At 54.6% G+C, this 16,315-nt stretch carries 12 protein-coding genes; 4 read left to right on the top strand and 8 right to left on the bottom strand.

From position 1 onward, the window contains the following. The first annotated feature begins 31 nt into the window (after positions 1 to 31). The 4 genes from QA596_08225 (at position 32) to QA596_08210 (ending at position 3,387) form a co-directional block, all read left to right on the top strand. Positions 32 to 436, top strand: coding sequence for an HIT family protein (locus QA596_08225; protein MDG5767448.1), 405 nt, complete (start codon positions 32 to 34; stop codon positions 434 to 436). After that, a complete protein-coding gene (locus QA596_08220) occupies positions 433 to 858 on the top strand; it encodes a 3-dehydroquinate dehydratase (GenBank protein ID MDG5767447.1) in 426 nt (141 codons plus the stop codon). Before QA596_08225 ends, QA596_08220 begins: the two co-directional genes overlap by 4 nt. A 95-nt stretch (positions 859 to 953) precedes the next feature. Beyond that, positions 954 to 2,474, top strand: a complete 1,521-nt coding sequence (locus QA596_08215; protein ID MDG5767446.1) for a polysaccharide biosynthesis C-terminal domain-containing protein — start codon at positions 954 to 956, stop codon at positions 2,472 to 2,474. Positions 2,475 to 2,580: 106 nt separating this feature from the next. Beyond that, positions 2,581 to 3,387 (top strand): NYN domain-containing protein, encoded by an 807-nt coding sequence (locus tag QA596_08210; protein MDG5767445.1) that lies wholly within the window; start codon positions 2,581 to 2,583, stop codon positions 3,385 to 3,387. A gap of 173 nt (positions 3,388 to 3,560) precedes the next feature. On the opposite strand, the gene mdh is transcribed toward QA596_08210, so the two are convergent. The 8 genes from mdh to QA596_08170 all read right to left on the bottom strand — a co-directional run bounded on the left by mdh (position 3,561) and on the right by QA596_08170 (position 16,206). Further along, complete coding sequence (gene mdh / locus QA596_08205; protein MDG5767444.1) at positions 3,561 to 4,511, bottom strand: malate dehydrogenase; 951 nt, start codon at positions 4,509 to 4,511, stop codon at positions 3,561 to 3,563. Between the two features lie 21 nt (positions 4,512 to 4,532). Beyond that, positions 4,533 to 5,432: an NAD(+)/NADH kinase gene (locus tag QA596_08200; GenBank protein ID MDG5767443.1), complete on the bottom strand. Its 900-nt coding sequence runs from the start codon at positions 5,430 to 5,432 to the stop codon at positions 4,533 to 4,535. 92 nt (positions 5,433 to 5,524) lie between these two features. After that, positions 5,525 to 7,306 carry an ABC transporter substrate-binding protein gene (locus QA596_08195; GenBank protein ID MDG5767442.1) on the bottom strand — a complete coding sequence of 594 codons (1,782 nt, stop codon included), beginning with the start codon at positions 7,304 to 7,306 and terminating at the stop codon, positions 5,525 to 5,527. Positions 7,307 to 7,332: 26 nt separating this feature from the next. Beyond that, a complete protein-coding gene (locus tag QA596_08190; protein MDG5767441.1) occupies positions 7,333 to 8,517 on the bottom strand; it encodes a D-alanine--D-alanine ligase in 1,185 nt (394 codons plus the stop codon). A 172-nt stretch (positions 8,518 to 8,689) separates the two neighbouring features. Then, positions 8,690 to 11,524 carry a carbamoyl-phosphate synthase large subunit gene (gene carB / locus QA596_08185; GenBank protein MDG5767440.1) on the bottom strand — a complete coding sequence of 945 codons (2,835 nt, stop codon included), beginning with the start codon at positions 11,522 to 11,524 and terminating at the stop codon, positions 8,690 to 8,692. 65 nt (positions 11,525 to 11,589) lie between these two features. Next, entirely contained in the window at positions 11,590 to 12,951 is a 1,362-nt protein-coding gene (locus tag QA596_08180) for a carbamoyl phosphate synthase small subunit (GenBank protein ID MDG5767439.1), read from the bottom strand. A 531-nt stretch (positions 12,952 to 13,482) separates the two neighbouring features. Next, entirely contained in the window at positions 13,483 to 15,201 is a 1,719-nt protein-coding gene (locus QA596_08175) for an AbgT family transporter (GenBank protein ID MDG5767438.1), read from the bottom strand. A gap of 108 nt (positions 15,202 to 15,309) precedes the next feature. Beyond that, on the bottom strand, positions 15,310 to 16,206 hold the full coding sequence (locus QA596_08170; GenBank protein ID MDG5767437.1) for an arginine deiminase-related protein: 897 nt from the start codon (positions 16,204 to 16,206) through the stop codon (positions 15,310 to 15,312). Positions 16,207 to 16,315 lie beyond the last annotated feature (109 nt).

The raw sequence follows: 16,315 nt of genomic DNA, 5'->3' as shown, positions 1-16,315 counted from the left end.
TGCCCGATAATGTTCCCAAAACCCGAAATCGATGGCTACAATTTTTACCAAAATAATCAAAGGAGAAATCCCTGGCTACAAAATTGCCGAGGATGACCGGTTCTATGCGTTTCTGGATATCAGTCCCATCAGCAAGGGGCACACCCTGGTGGTTCCCAAAGTGGAAACCGATTACCTGTTTGATCTGCCCGATGATCTGTTAGCCGGTATGATGATTTTCGCGAAATCGGTGGCGCTTGCCATGGACCGCTCCCTGAAACCCATTCGAACGGGTGTGATTGTGGAGGGACTGGAAGTGCCGCATGCCCATATCCACCTGGTTCCCATATATGATGAGAAGCAAAAAGTGGCGCTGGGTGAAAGCATTGATGTGCCGGAGGCGGAGATGAAGGCGCTCTCCGACAAGGTGCGCAAAGAGTGGGAGGCCGGTGCATGAACATCCTGATTCTGCATGGCCCCAACCTGAATATGCTGGGCAGGCGCGAGAAGGAGCACTACGGCACCGGTGATCAGCACCAGCTGATGTCCATGCTCAAGCAAAGATTTCCCGGCGACCGGTTCGAGCTCTTTCAAAGCAATCATGAGGGCGAGCTGGTGGATCGGGTTCACAAGGCGGTTGAAGAGGCGTATGATGGGATGATTGTCAATTTTGGAGGCCTCACCCACACGTCCGTCTCACTGCGGGATGCCCTGACACTCCTTCCGGTGCAACCGGTGGAGGTCCATTTGTCCAATATACATGCGCGTGAGGCCTTCCGGCATACGTCACTGACCGGTGGCGCCTGCCGGGGAATGATCAGCGGATTCGGTTTTTTCGGTTATGTGATGGCGGTCGAAGCTCTTCACGAAACGGACTGAAAACCACATTGCCGTAAATGGACATATTATCATGGTTGTTTCGGTGCGCCAAATCAATCCACTATAAACCTCTCTAAACGGATAGCAGGCAATTTGTGGGCAAATTACGCGAGCTTTTTTCCGACACTCTTGTCTACGGCATCAGCAGTGTAGCCGCCCGTTTCATTAATTATCTGCTGGTTCCATTCTACACCAAGTTTTTTGATCCCGCAGCCTACGGTATCATCGGTCTGATTTATGGTGCCGTTGTATTCCTGAATGTGCTGTTCACATTCGGGATGGAGTCATCCTACCTGCGCTACGGAGCCGACCGCGAAAAGGCACGAAATGTTTTCAAGACGGTTCAGCTGAGCCTGCTGGCAGGAGCTTCCGCCCTGGCCCTGGCATCCTGGCTGTTCATGCCGCTGCTGGCTCCGCTGGTCGGACTCGAGGCATCCACCGGTGGTTCCGCAGCCTCCGCCCAGGCCATTCAGGGCCTCCATCACCTCTCCGGGGAGCACCTGTTCTACCTGATGCTTGCCATTCTTTGGCTGGACGCGCTTTGCATGGTACCATTTGCCGAGCTGCGATTGGTGCGGAAATCATTCACCTATGCCTTTATCCGCCTGGGGAACGTCATCATCAATGTCTCACTGAACCTCTATCTGGTGATCATTGCCGGATGGGGAATCGAGGCGGTGCTGATCAGCAATGTTGCCGCTTCCTTGTGCACCGTGCTGGCCCTGGCCTGGTTCACATCACACATGTACCAGGGTCGGTGGGATGGCGCCATCCTGAAACGAGCGCTATGGTTCGGGCTGCCATACATTCCGGCCGGACTCAGTCACGCCATCAACGAAGTACTCAGCCGGTTTGCCGTCAACAACATGCCCCAGGAGACTGTCGACCGGCTTTACGGAAGCTCCTATACCGCCGATGATATAACGGGTATCTTCAATGCGTGCATTAAGTTGTCGGTGTTCATGCTCCTGGCCGTGCAGATGTTCCGGATGGCATGGCTGCCGTTTTTCATGCGGCAGTCGGGCAGTGATGACGCCCGCCGGATCTTTGCCGAGGTGTTTACCTGGTTCAATATTGCCGCTGCGGTTGTGTTTATCGGAGTCGGTTTGTTTGTGGAGCACATTGTCCGGTTACAGGTACCGTTGCTTGAAGGCACCCTGATCGACTCCCGCTACTGGATGGGTCTTCACATTGTCCCCTGGCTGCTCATGGCCTACTGGTTCCAGGGCTGGTTTCTGAACTTTATGGCCGGTGTGTTTATTAAGGAGAAAATGTGGTATCTCTCCGGAATCACAATGTTGGGGGCACTCATCACCCTTTTCGGGAACATACTGCTGGTACCTCAGTTTGGAATGCTGGGTGCGGTGTGGGTTACGCTGGCCTGCTTCTTCTCCATGGCCATGATGATGTATCTCCTGTCCCGGCAGGTCTACCATGCACCGTACAAGCTGTATAGGAATGGCTTAATAGTTATTATTTCGGGACTTGTGGTTGCTCTTGGTCACGGCTTTGGCAGCGAAATCTTTGAACCTTTTCTTGCAAAAATGGTGTTGTTCGTATTAAGTTTACTTTCATTGGTTGTTTTCGGAATATATGAGCAGCGGAACCGTTTCTAGTATTTCGATGTAGATATCTATTGAAGGTGTGTGCCCCACTGAATACTTATTTCAATAATTATTATTCACGTTACTTTTAAAACATCATTAGGAATTACATTACACTATGAGTAAATACGGGATTTATGTAGACGCGGTGAGCGTCACAATGAATGGCGGATACGGATTACGCTATGATATTCTCAGAAAATTTGCGGGGAGGGATGGGAGTCATGCCGCCCGGCTGAATGTCTATCTTGCCTATGACCGCAGCCGCGCGCGGGAAGATGATAATTACCAGGCCAAGACGACCCGGTTCTGCGAAGTGCTTCGCGATTTTCAGTATAAAGTGATTGAACGGCCAGTAGATCGACTGATTGATCCTGATACCGGCGAGGTGGTTTCGCAGGGTGCCGTTGATGTCGATATGGCGGTGGATATTGTTTCGCAGGCCGAAACCATGGATCGGATTGTTATCCTCACGCATAACGAGAAGTTCATGCGGCTGGTCAATGCGCTGCAGGACAAGGGATGCCGTGTGGAGCTCATCGGGTTCGACAACATGGACAGCACACTGAAACGTCAGGCTGACCTCTATGTATCCGGTTATGTGATCCCCGGCCTGCTTCCGATTAAATCGCCTTATGAATGGGGTTCGGTCGGCTCTCGTGTACGCGGAGTTTGCTATGATTTTTCACACAGCGACGGCTATGGCTTTATGCGCTATCTCGCAAAAATCAACGACAAGCTTTGGATAACCGATTCGCGCTCTCCCGACTCCCCCTATCGTACCGTATTTGCGCATGTGTCGCAGTTTGAGGCGGATTTTGATACCAGCTTCCTGCCCAGCAGGGAACTGATTTTCGAGTTCGATCTGGTGGAAAACGACAAGGGGCTGGTGGCTCAGAATATCGTGCTGGTCTCGGCTCCGTAATCGAAACCGGCTGTTATATGGCATGCCGGTACTTGTGAGCGAATGAATGCTCGCTGTATAAACATGCGGAAGAATTTGGCGTTTCAGCACGCCTGGATAAAAAAAAGCCCTGAAGGCGATATGCCGACAGGGCTTTTTTATTTCAGGACGGCTCATGACGTCCGCTTGCGAAATCAGTCAAGTCGCTTGAGGTCTTCAAGGCCTTTTCTGACGTGATCGGCAGACTCATCCAGCATAGCCTGCTCCTCTTCGTTCAGATCGATTTCGAGAATCTCCTGAACACCATCTTTGCCAAGGCGCACCGGCACACCGACGTACAGGTCTTTCAGACCGAACTGTCCTTCGAGGTATGCGGCACACGGGAAGATGCGGTTCTGGTCCAGGGCAATGGCTTCGACCATCTGAGCGGCCGCAGCCCCCGGAGCGTACCAGGCGGAGGTGCCCATGAGGCCGACCAGCTCGCCGCCGCCCACTTTTGTGCGCTGAATGATTTCATCCAGCTTTTCCTTGCCGATGAAGTGGGTTACCGGAATGCCGGATACGGTAGTGTATCGGGGCAGCGGAACCATGGAGTCGCCGTGGCCACCGAGGATAAGAGCCTGGATGTCCTTCGGCGAGAGATTCAGCTCCTCGGCCAGGAAGGCGCGGTAGCGGGCGGTATCCAGAATACCGGCCATACCCACCACCTTGTTGGCGGGAAGGCCACTGGCCTTGTACGCAACGTAGGTCATCAGGTCGAGCGGGTTGGAAACCACTACGATTATGGTGTTCGGTGAGTATTTGACCAGCTTGGTGGTAACATCTTTTACGATGTTCATGTTGGCGCTGAGCAGGTCGTCGCGGCTCATGCCCGGACGGCGCGGAAGGCCGGCGGTGATGACGCAAATATCGGAATCGGCCGTATCCTCATAATCCACCGTACCTTTAACCCGTGTGTCAAAGTTCAGGATGGGAGAGGTCTGCCACTGGTCAAGTCCCCGTCCCTTTGACGGGAAAAAGGACTTGTCGTCCTTCTTGATTTCAAGGTCAACGGCGATAATCTCCTTTGCAAAGTCTCTTTGAGCGATGGTGAGGGCAACGGTGGATCCCACGTTGCCGCCTGCTCCTACTACGGTAATTTTCATAGTGTTGTCTGGTTTAATGATTCATGGTTTAATGGTTGAAATACTTTCAGATTTTTCGCGAATATCGGCACCCCACATGAGTTTTTCCCGCAGGGTTTGAAAATAGCTTTGGCCCGAAAGCTTGATGAGGTGGATATCCTGGTCAGATTGACGGATATGCACAACCGGGTCGTTATCAGGCAAATCGTAATTGGCGCCGTCCCCAGAGAACAGCACCTTCTGATTTGCAGGTTCTACTTTTATGGTCAGATTCTTTTGGGACGACAGCACCAGCGGTCGTGTCGTCAGGGTATGCGGACTAATAGGCGTAAGTACCATCACATTGGTGCGAGGCAGCACAATGGGTCCGCCGGTCGACAAGTTGTAAGCCGTTGATCCGGTCGGCGACGAAACGATAATGCCGTCGGCCCAGTATCGGTTGATCAGGCTGCCGTCATATTCGGCGGTCAGCGTAATCATCGAAACCGTACCCTTTCTGGAAAAGACAAACTCGTTGAGAGCGTAAGCGATGCTGCCGTCGCTGAACTCCGCCTGGATGAAATGGCGCTGATCCAACTGATAGTCGCCATTCATGATTTTTACGAGTGCCGCTTTCATATGCTGCTGCTGAACGTTCGCAAGAAAGCCGAGGCGCCCGCTGTTGATACCGAGCAACGGGTGCCGTATTTCCCTGACCAGCCTGGCGGCTCTGAGTATCGTTCCGTCTCCGCCAATGGCAATCGTGATCTCCCCCATGGACATCGCTTCCCGCTCGGTATCAAAGGTGTGAACTTTAGGCGTCTTCCCGTGCTTTGCTACAGCCCTGGCCGCCTTCTTGCTCATATGGATTCGGAACCCCATTTTGCCTGCCATAACAAGCAGCTCGGCAGCAACCTGTGCCGTTCTGTCGCTGCCCTGATTGACGAGTACTGAGAGGTTCATGGGGAGGGAGAATAATATTTTTTTGAACCCCTGAATATAGGCAAAAAACTGCTCATATGAAAGGATTTCGGGTGAAATCGCCCGATTCGGAACTAGGGTGTATCGATGTCCCTAACCCGTACGTGGGCAAGGTCGATCCACCAGCTGAGGCTGTTGGTACGAATCCCTTCAATCCTTTGGTTGGAAAGCAGATAACGATCCGATTCCAGTCTGAGCACCTCCTGCGGCCGGGGGGCGTGTTCCACTCCGGGGATGAATGTGGTCAGATAGTCGGTGTACAGGAAGGTGTCCCGGCTGAATACACGGCGTTGAATCAGATCCACATTCAGATTATCATCCACAAGACCGACCAGCTGTGAGGTGATCAGCCGCGGCCGGTTGTCCTGGTTGAATGCGAACAGCATCCTGCGGTCACCCTCGTTTCCAAACCGGCGAAATACCCTTCCGATATTGGTCTGGCTGAATTCTTCCTGCTTGTAAGTGACCCTGAGAGTGGGGTTTCGCAAAGCGGACTGCAGGGTGTCGGTGTTCACATGACGCAGGATTGCCGCGGCATCGGCGTGATCCAGCCCAAACCGGTTTGCCGCGTTATAGCGCACCACAACCGGGTTGGGGTCAGGCCTGGCCTCAATCCGGTACAAACTGCGCAGCTCTTCAAAAAGCTCGTTGTTGTCGTCGACAAGGGTGTGGATACTCAGCAGACCCAGCTCGGGAATGACATCGATTCGATTCCTGGTGAAGTGAGAGTAGAGGCGCGTCTCATCGCTTACATTGAGCAGTTCAAGCCGGTGGACATTGGGAATGCGCCGGTCTTGCTGACCTGCACCGCTGTAGGTGGTATTTCGCAGAAAAATGTGGATGCTGTCGCCTACAGAGGACTCAAAACGGAACGGTCCCGTGCCGACGGCATGGCGATGAAGTCCCTCATCCCGAAACCGAAAGGGTTCAGAGGGGTAAAGCACGGCGTAAGGAGAAGCGAGTTTCTCAAGAAAATGGGGGTCCGTTTCGGCCAGGTGGAAGATGACGGTGGCGTTTCCGCTGGTCTCGATCCCGGTTATGCGGTCGACTTTTCTGTCGGCATCAAAAAACAGCTCGTGTTGTTCGAGGAAGTAGGTCTCAAATCCCCGGATGGTGTTCATGAACAGTTCGGCGCCATGTGTGGGGACATCCCGCGAAGCCATGCGCTCAAATACACGAACAACGTCACGGCTGGTGACTCTTCGCCCGCGCCCCTGGGTAAAGCTCTCATCATCATGAAAAAAGAGATCATTCCGCAGGTGAAAGGTATAGCGGAGGGAGTCGGAGGAAATCTCCCAGCCCCGGGCGGCTGCAGGAACGATGTCATCGTTTTCATTGAAGCGCACCAGTCCCTCGTAGGCCAGCATGACAACCCGCATGGTTGCGGAATTTTCTGCAAATAACGGATCGAAGCTTCGTATGGGGTTGACTTCTCCAAGTTTGAGTACCCGGACTGAGGTGTCCTCCACGATTTCGTCCTCTTCTACTTCGATAGTCCTCGCCTGGCGGTCTACAACCACGGTCTCTGTTGATGTCCCGCAGGAGGCCAGAACAAACGCACCGGCCAGCAACAACGGCCACAAAGCCGGATGCGGGTTCGCATTGAACTGACGGGAGCCTTGCACGGGCTTCCAGTTGCACGCAACATCCGGGACGGAAAGCGCCTGTTGTGAAAAGAAAACCTGACCGGATGGTGTCCGTCTGCCTGATGTGCCCCGGTTATGGGCAATCGCTTTCGATAGTCCCGCAAGAGCGCCCGAAAACCGGATTACAAACGAGATGAACAGGAACAGGACGGTTACTAAAGACGAGGAGTCAGCCGGAACGTGTCCGCACATGGTTTTTTTACCTGACATAAGTGCCATAAGTAATTACAGGGAGGTTACTTGCCGCCTTTCAGCCCCTTGAGCCCTTTTGCCGCTTTTTGACTCAGCAGATTCACTTCATGGGAGCGCACACGGCTGTTTTTTTTCTGATGTCGTTTGAGTGCGAGCGAAATCAGCTCGCCCAGCAGTCGGTCGAACGGTACCTCTGTGGCTTCCCACAGGTAAAAAGAAAACGATCCTGGAATGGTATTAATTTCATTGAAAAAGATTTCACCGGTATCCGTATTCAGCAGAAAATCGAGCCGGGCGACTCCGGAGCAGCCAAGCTGGTGAAAGATGTGGCGGGTATATTCCCGGATCTGCCGGGTCTGCTCCTCGGGCAGGGGCGCCGGTATGTGTCTGCTGGCCGCCGCCATCCCCTTTCCGCCATCCCCGTGCATGTATTTGTCCTCGAAAGAGAGCAGTTCTTCTTTGCCGAGCGGCTGTTCGCAGACGCTGACCTGTACGGCGTCCTGATCACCCAGGGCCGAGCAATTGATTTCCGTGAGCGGGTGGACCGCCTTTTCGACCAGGAGCCCGGAATCGTAGCGAAACGACTCCTCGACAGCCGTGGCAAGAGCCTGCCGGTCACCTACCCGATGCACACCGATACTGCTTCCCAGCGATACCGGTTTCACATAGAGCGGAAACCCGAGCTGTTCGCATGCGGTTACAAGCCGTTCCTGTTCCCGTATCCACTCCTCTTCCTGGATTCGGACATCCTCCACCACCGGTATTCCCGCCTGCCGGCAAAGCTCCTTGGCGAGTCGTTTGTCCATGCCAATGGCCGAGGAGGAGACATCCGAACCGGTATAGGGTATGTTGAATGTTTCGCAAAGCCCTTGAAAAGCGCCGTTTTCGCCATCGGCCCCATGAAAGGCACACAACAGGGCGTCGATACGGTGCCGTTTGGTCCGGCTAAAAAGGCCGCCGGGGAGAGCGGCCAGCCGCGCCATTCCGTCATCGCCCATCTCAAAATGGCAGGGGGTTCCACGCCTTTCGGCATCGTGGATATCCTTGTAGGACTCCAGGTCCAGCAGATGTTCGCCGGTGAGCCAGATCCCGTCCTTGGTGATATAGAGTGGAATCAGGTTCCAGCCGGCCGTCTCCAGTGCGGAAGCCGCCTGGATGGCCGTAAGTACCGAAACCTCGTGTTCGGGAGAATTTCCACCGAAAGCAATGACCAGATTCTTTTGAAGCATGTTCCGAAGAGTTGCGTTAATGCGGCTGCTGGTAAAAAAGAAACGGCAATACGGGAGTGAGCCGAGGCGACAAGTCAAGGCAGTTCATGCGCATTCAGGAACCTGCCCGACGACTTTTAAACGCTGCCGTGACAAAAGCGAAATGTCAGGCAGTCTCATCCCGGAGTAACCGCTACCGGCTAAGATAGAGATTCTTGAACTCAAACGGTTTCCGGAAATGCTCGTCCTGGAAGTCTTTCAGGAAGTAGATGGTTTCTCCGGTGGATTTCATCTCCGGGCCCAGCTCCTTTTTGACCTCGGGGAATTTGTCGAACGGGAAAACCGGCTCCTTGATCGCATAATTCTCCAGCTTTGATTCCAGATCATCGAAATCCGAAAGCTTGGCGCCCAGCATCACTTTCACTCCGATATCGGCTTCGGGGCGGCCAGTCGCTTTGGCGACAAAAGGGATGGTCCGGGTGGCACGCGGATTGGCCTCAATCACAAAGACGTCGGATCCCTGCACGGCGTACTGGACATTGATGAAACCTCTGACATTCAGCGCTTTGGCAATTCTAAGCTGATACTCTTTCATGGTTTCGATCACCCGGTCGCTCAGCGAGTAGGGCGGCAATACGGCGGTGGAGTCGCCCGAGTGGACCCCGGCCGGCTCCAGGTGCTGCATGATTCCGCAGATATGGAGCTGTTCTCCGTCATAGATCGAGTCAAAGTCCACCTCAATGGCGTTCTCCAGAAAATGGTCGATCAAAAACTCGTTTTCGGGATGGGTTTTGAGAAGCGTCCGCACATGCTCCTCCAGCTCGCTTTCCTTTACAGCGATGCACATACCCTGGCCGCCAAGCACATAGCTGGGGCGCAGCAATACGGGATAGTCGATGCGTTTGGCGATTTCGCTGGCTTCCCTGGCAGTAAACGCCGTTCCGTAGGCGGGGAACGGAATGTTGAGCCTGAGCAGGGTTTCGGAAAACTTGCCGCGATCCTCGGCGAGGTCCATCATTTCGAAAGGCGTGCCGAAAATCCGGACATTGTGCCGGGTAAGCTGCTTGGCCAGTTTCAGTGCGGTCTGTCCCCCCACTTGAAGGATGATCCCTTCCGGCTTTTCATGCTGGATGACGTTGTACACATGCTCCCAGTAAACCGGCTCGAAATAGAGCTTGTCGGCGGTATCGAAATCGGTGGAGACCGTCTCGGGGTTGCAGTTAACCATGATGGTCTCGTATCCCATATCTTTGGCGGCCAGCACGGCATGGACACAGGAGTAGTCAAACTCGATGCCCTGACCGATTCGGTTTGGTCCGCTTCCCAGAATCAGGACTTTTTTCCGGTCGGTGACTTCGCTCTCATTTTCTTCGTCGTAGCAGGAGTAGTAGTACGGGGTGGATGCGGGAAACTCTCCGGCGCAGGTGTCCACCATCTTGAATACCGCCTTGACTCCCATTGACTCCCGCTTTTCACGGACCTGGGCTTCGGTGATGTTTTCCACATCGCTTTGACTCAGCATCCACGCAATCTGCTTGTCGGAGAAGCCGGCCTGCTTCAACTCCCGCAGATCCTCTTTTCCGATGTTGTACAGGGTCTGGCCCTCGGTCCGGTTCTCCAGGCTGACCATGTAGCTGATCTGCTCCAGGAACCAGGGGTCGATCCGGGTAACATCGTGCAACTCCTCAACGCTTGTTCCCAGTTTGAACGCATTGCGTACCTGCAGGCTGCGGTCCCAGTACGGCTTGAGCAGCCGCTTGCGCACCTCCTCGCGGTTGATCTCCTCGTAGCCGTCCGCACCCAGTCCTCCGCGGCCGACCTCCAGCGACTGCCACGCCTTGTTGAGCGCTTCCGGGAATGTGCGGCCGATGGACATTACCTCGCCTACGGCTTTCATCTGTGTGGTAAGCTCTTCATCCACCCCGGGAAATTTTTCAAAGTTGAATCGCGGCACCTTGACTACCACGTAATCCAGCGACGGTTCAAAGCATGCCGAGGTGGTTTTGGTGATTTGATTCTCCAGTTCATCCAGGTTGTAGCCGACGGCCAGCTTCGCGGCGATCTTGGCGATCGGATACCCGGTGGCCTTGGAGGCGAGCGCCGATGAGCGGCTGACCCGCGGGTTGATTTCGATGGCGACCACACGGTCGGTGCCCGGCTCCATACCGAACTGTACATTGCAGCCTCCGGCAAAGGTGCCGATGGAACGCATCATCCTGATGGCGGCGTCGCGCAGCAGCTGGAACTGCTTGTCGGTCAGCGTCTGGGACGGTGCTACGGTTACCGAGTCGCCGGTATGCACCCCCATCGGGTCGAAGTTTTCGATCGTACAGATGATCACCACATTTTCGTTGCTGTCGCGCAGCAGCTCCAGCTCGAACTCCTTCCAGCCGAAAATGGACTCTTCCAGCAGGATTTCATGAATCGGACTGAGTTCGAGACCGCGCAGCACCTTGCGCTCAAACTCCTCCTCCGTCCATACAATCCCGCCGCCGGTACCTCCGAGAGTAAACGACGGGCGAATGACCAGCGGCAACCCGCCCAGTTCCAGGGCAATTTCCTTGGCGTCCAGCAGCGATTTCGCCGTACGGCTCCGGCACTGGTCGATGCCGATGCGCTCGATCAGGTCGCGGAATTTCTGCCGGTCTTCGGTGATGTCGATCGCGTCGATATCCACCCCGATGATATCAATACCTTTCTCTTCCCAGTACCCCTCATGGTGCAGGTCGCGGGCCAGGTTGAGCGCTGTCTGTCCGCCCATGGTCGGCAGCACCGCGTCGGGCTTCTCGAGTTCGACAATCTCGCGGATGGACTGGGTGGTGAGCGGTTTCAGGTAGATGGCGTCGGCCATGATCGGGTCGGTCATGATTGTGGCCGGATTGGAGTTGATGAGGACCACACGGTACCCCTCTTCCCGCAGTGAACGGCAGGCCTGGGTTCCCGAGTAATCGAATTCGCAGGCCTGGCCGATAACAATCGGACCTGACCCGATCAGCAGAATGGTGTTGATGTCGGTGCGTTTGGGCATGGTGTTATGGTACTGAGTTGCGTATTAAAAACGGTTGATGGCCGGATTGCAGGGATTGTTAGCGGTCACTCTCCCGATCCGTTTTCTTGTTTGTATCGGAGGATGCGATCGACAAACTCATCAAACAGGTAGGAGGAATCGTGCGGACCTGGAGAAGACTCGGGGTGATACTGGACACTGAATCCGTTGAGTTGTTTGTAGTTGAGTCCTTCGAGGGTTCCGTCGTTCAGGTTGCGGTGGGTGATTACGGCCACATCATCGGTAACCGAATCGGGATCAACGGCGAAACCGTGGTTCTGGGTGGTGATTTCCACGCGGCCACGATTGAGATTTTTGACAGGCTGATTGGCGCCGCGGTGCCCCACGAACATTTTCATCACCTTCATCCCCTCGGTCATCGCCATCAGCTGATGGCCCAGGCAGATCCCGAACATGGGCTTTCCGGTGGCTTTGGCTTGACGAACCGTTTCCAGCGCATAATCCATCGGGTTAGGATCGCCCGGGCCGTTGGAGAAAAAGTACGCGTCGGGGCTCCATTTCTCAATTTCGCTGAAATCCGTTTGAGCCGGAAATATCCGTACCATGCAGCCGCGCTGGACAAAGCTGTTGATGATGTTGTTTTTGATACCGTAATCCAGGGCGGCAATTTTCAGCATCGTTTGACGGGATGAGGACTCCTTCTTCTGATGGGCGGCTTCGCTCTGTCCGCTCTCCGGAGACGATACCTCGGTGGTATCGGAGGAACCGGCCTTTGCGCTGGACTGGGCCGGGGCGGAGCCGTCAGGCGCGGCATTGGAAGCCTGTGCGGCCGGGTGCGTTTCCGGCTTGTTGTAGGTGGCATTGGCACCGGTGGCGAGAGGATCGCTTTGAGAAACAGCGGGACGGAAAAACTCATAATCCCCCGGTTTGATGGTGCGGGGCTCGGTACGGCTGACCTTGCTGGCCAGCTCGAGTCCAATCATGGACGGCCACTCCCTGGCCTGCTCGACAAGTGCCTCGGGGTCGTCGTTATCGCTCGAGATGATGGCATTCAGTACGCCTTCGCGGCGGATGTGCTGAACCAGGCGCCGGGTATCCACCCCGGTGATTCCGACAATGCGATTACGCTTTAGATAGCTGTCCAGGTCGCCGTCGGCCATGGTATTGCTGTAGTGTTGGGAGAAAGCACGGACGATCAGCCCGGAGATCATCACTTTTCGGGCTTCATCGTCACGGCCCGAGACGCCGTAATTACCGATGTGGGGATAGGTCATCATCATCAGCTGACCGTGATAGCTGGGATCGGTGAAAATTTCCTGGTAGCCGGTCATGCTGGTGTTGAAACAGAGTTCGCCGCCGGTGGTTCCACGGTGGCCGATGGCATAGCCATGAACCACCGTTCCGTCGGCCAGGGCTAGAATCGCTTTGTCAGTTCTGGGTTGATGCATGAAGCCTGGGGTACGTGTTAATGGTGATATGATTTAGGAAGAGATGCTGGTGGTACAAAATAGAGGGGACTCGCCAGTGGCGAAGGGGAGTGTCCGGCACCTGCAGGCTGCGGGATCGGTATGTGCAGGCAGGAACCCGAACAAAAAAAATCCGACACTGAAAAAAAACAGAGCCGGATTTTGTTAAAACCTGAGAACACATGTGGGATGGTATTGAATAACTCAGATCCGGGCATATTTGTCGGTTTCAGGCCCCGGATTGCCGGCGGCCCTTGTGATCAGTCCTGATAGATACCGGCGAAAAAGGGTTACGGGCGTAAACCTGCGTATTGCACACTCAACCGAAATTACCCGTAATAAAAAACACCAGCCGGAAAAACCCATGGTAGTCCACGTTTTTATTAAAACGTTAAATTCCTGAGAATGTAAGCAAAAAAAATATTATGCAGAAATTATTTATTGGTTCTGATCCCGGATATTGTCGTTTTACTCTCTTCTGGTGCACGCCGGTTGAAGTTATCGGGCGGTAACTCAGGGAGTGTAATAAGTGGGAGCTTCCGGTCCGACCGGCATGCCGAGAATGAACACCCATAAATAAAACAACACGATCCAGCCCAGGAAGAAAAAGAGGCTGTAGGGCAGCATGGTGCTGATAATTGTGCCGATTCCCAGGTTCTTGTCATATTTGTTGGCAAAGGCGAGAATCAGTCCGAAATAACTCATCATCGGGGTCACAAGGTTGGTGACAGAGTCGCCGATCCGGTAGGCCGCCTGGATAACTTCGGGGCTGTATCCGATCAGCATCAGCATGGGAACAAAAATGGGGGCGGTCACTGCCCACTGTGCCGAAGCGGATCCGAGCATCAGGTTAACGAAACCCGACACCATGATGAACCCGATGAAGACCAGGGGGCCGGTAAGCCCGATATTCTGGAGGAACTGGGCGCCGGTTACCGCCACAATCTGACCCAGGTTGGTCCATCCGAAAAAGGCGACAAACTGGGAGGCGAAAAAGACGATGACAATGTAGAGACCGAGTGTTGACATCGATTTGGCCATTCCTTCGATGACATCCCGGTCGGAACGCATGGAGCCGGTAACACGTCCGAACACAAAGCCGGGAATCACAAATACGATGAAAATGATGGCCACAATACCGTTAAGGAACGGTGAATTGAGGATTTCCCCGGTCTCCGGATTGCGCAAAACCCCGTTTTCGGGCAGTACGCCCATGGCTAGAATGGCAAGTAACCCGAGGAAGGTGAGGGCGGTCCACAGAAGCCCCTTTTTCTCGGTTTTGGTAAGCGGCGCCATAGATTGTTCGTCGCTCACATCTTCCAGGGCGATATCGGGATCGTACGGACCCAGTTTGGGTTCCACGATTTTTATGGTTACCCAGGTGCCGACAGCCGTGATCACGAAGACACTCAGGAACATGAAATAGTAGTTGACGGCGGCATGTACGGTGTAAGCGGGATCCACCAGCTGGGCTGCTTCCTGGGTCAGGCCCGCCAGCAGCGGATCAATGGTTCCAAGCAGCAGGTTGGCGCTGTACCCGCCGGAAACACCGGCAAACGCGGCGGCAAGTCCGGCCAGCGGGTGCCGACCCAGCGACATAAAGACCACGGCACCAAGCGGCACCAGTACGACGTACCCCAGCTCGGAGGCGGTATTGGAGACAATCCCCGTGAATACCACCGCGACGGTGACCAGGATTCGGGGCTGCAGCAGAAAAGAGAAGGGCCGCAGGATGATGTATTTGAGCCGGCGCATCAGGTACAGGAACATGCGCCAAAGACCCGTTTCGTTGGTAATACCGCCGAAACGGGGTTTTTCGATCGGCCTGACCGACGCCGCCTTGAGGACAATCCCCCGGATGACGGCACTGATGAGGCCGGAATGCTCGGCAACGCCCACCCCCAGAAGAGCTACAAGAACGACACCCAGCGGTGCGAACCCGGTGAAGTTGGTCACCAGATTTTCGAGAATCATACGCAGGCCGTCGCCGTTCAGCAGACTGACCGCCTCAATCATTCCGTCCGGTGATCTGCCCGCCGAACCTTCCGGCCTGGGATCGGGTACCGTCCAGTTCAGGTATTCCGCCAGTCCGCTGATTAAAACCACTCCGGTGGCAAACAGGGCGAAAAGGGTTACCGGGTGGGGCAGGAGGTTTCCAAGCCACTCTACGACGTCCAGAAAACGGGTGAACCAGTCACGCTTCTTGGGCGGTGCACCTGATGGGTTACTCATGGGAACAGACTATGTTTCAATTTGATAATAAGCACAAGTGGCCGGATACCGCTCCGGGCTCCCGGGCGGCAAACCACCAGCATGACAGATACGAACTATTTCGGAATATCACCAGAGCATGATTTTCATGCAGAATACGCTGCCCCCGCTCTTCAGAAACTCGGTTGTATCGACTTCATGAAATGCGAATCGCTGTTTTTTAAGCTGCTGGTTGACCTCCTTGCACCCTTTCTGGATGATGACATTGCGGCCGTCCGGACAGGTGGCGTTGCAGGCGAACAGCTCTTCGGCTTCACGGGCGGGCGCTTCCAGGATGTTGCTGAACCCGGCATGGATCAGCTCAAGCCCTTCGGCGGTAAATGCCGGTGGATAAATCAGGACGGTGTCGCTGTTCAGAATGCAGAAACAGGTATCCAGATGGTAGAACGAGGGATGTTTCAGCTCCAGCATCACCACCGGGATGTCGAACTCCGCGGAAATCTGCTCGTAAGCCGCAGGTGACGAACGGTACCCGAATCCGCCCCAGAGTACCCGCTTTCTGAAATGCCAGATGGCATCGCCCATGCCTTCAAAATCGGAAACGCGGTCGGGGTTAAGGTAGTGCACTTCATACCCCTTGCGGCGGTACCACTGCTCGATGTAGGGAACCTCCTCCTGGCGCTGCTCCGAATGCATGATGCTCATCAGAACATGCTTCCTGCCGTTGTTGTCGAGTATCGGCAGGCTCTGGTTGGCGGAAAAAACCATGTCGGGCAAACCCGGCTGGCCGGGCAGTTCGTGGATCAGCAACCCCAGGTTGCGGAATTTGTCGCGGACCACCTCCCACTCCCAACGGGCCTTTTCCTTGTCGACCGTGCCGATGTTGCCGGACATATGGGGGTTGATGATGTACTCGACCGAGAAATGGTCGGGGGTGACCATCAGCAGCTCTTTTGGCACGGGGATGTCCGGTGCGCTTTTGAGGACGGATTGAACCTGCCCGGAAGATGTCAGTATTGTGGCCATATCAGAATGGACTCCATGTTAGGATAACAGAACATCAAAATAAAAAAACTTTTAAGAAGTTTGAGTGTTGTATCCATTTGTTCCGTTCCCGGCTTCCGGGTCTGAGATT

The sequence above is a fragment of the Balneolales bacterium ANBcel1 genome, from assembly GCA_029688905.1.
Classification (GTDB): Bacteria; Bacteroidota; Rhodothermia; order Balneolales; family Natronogracilivirgulaceae; genus SLLW01.
The sequence above is the reverse complement of the archived record's forward strand: the minus strand, read 5'-3'. Positions and strand labels throughout refer to the sequence as shown.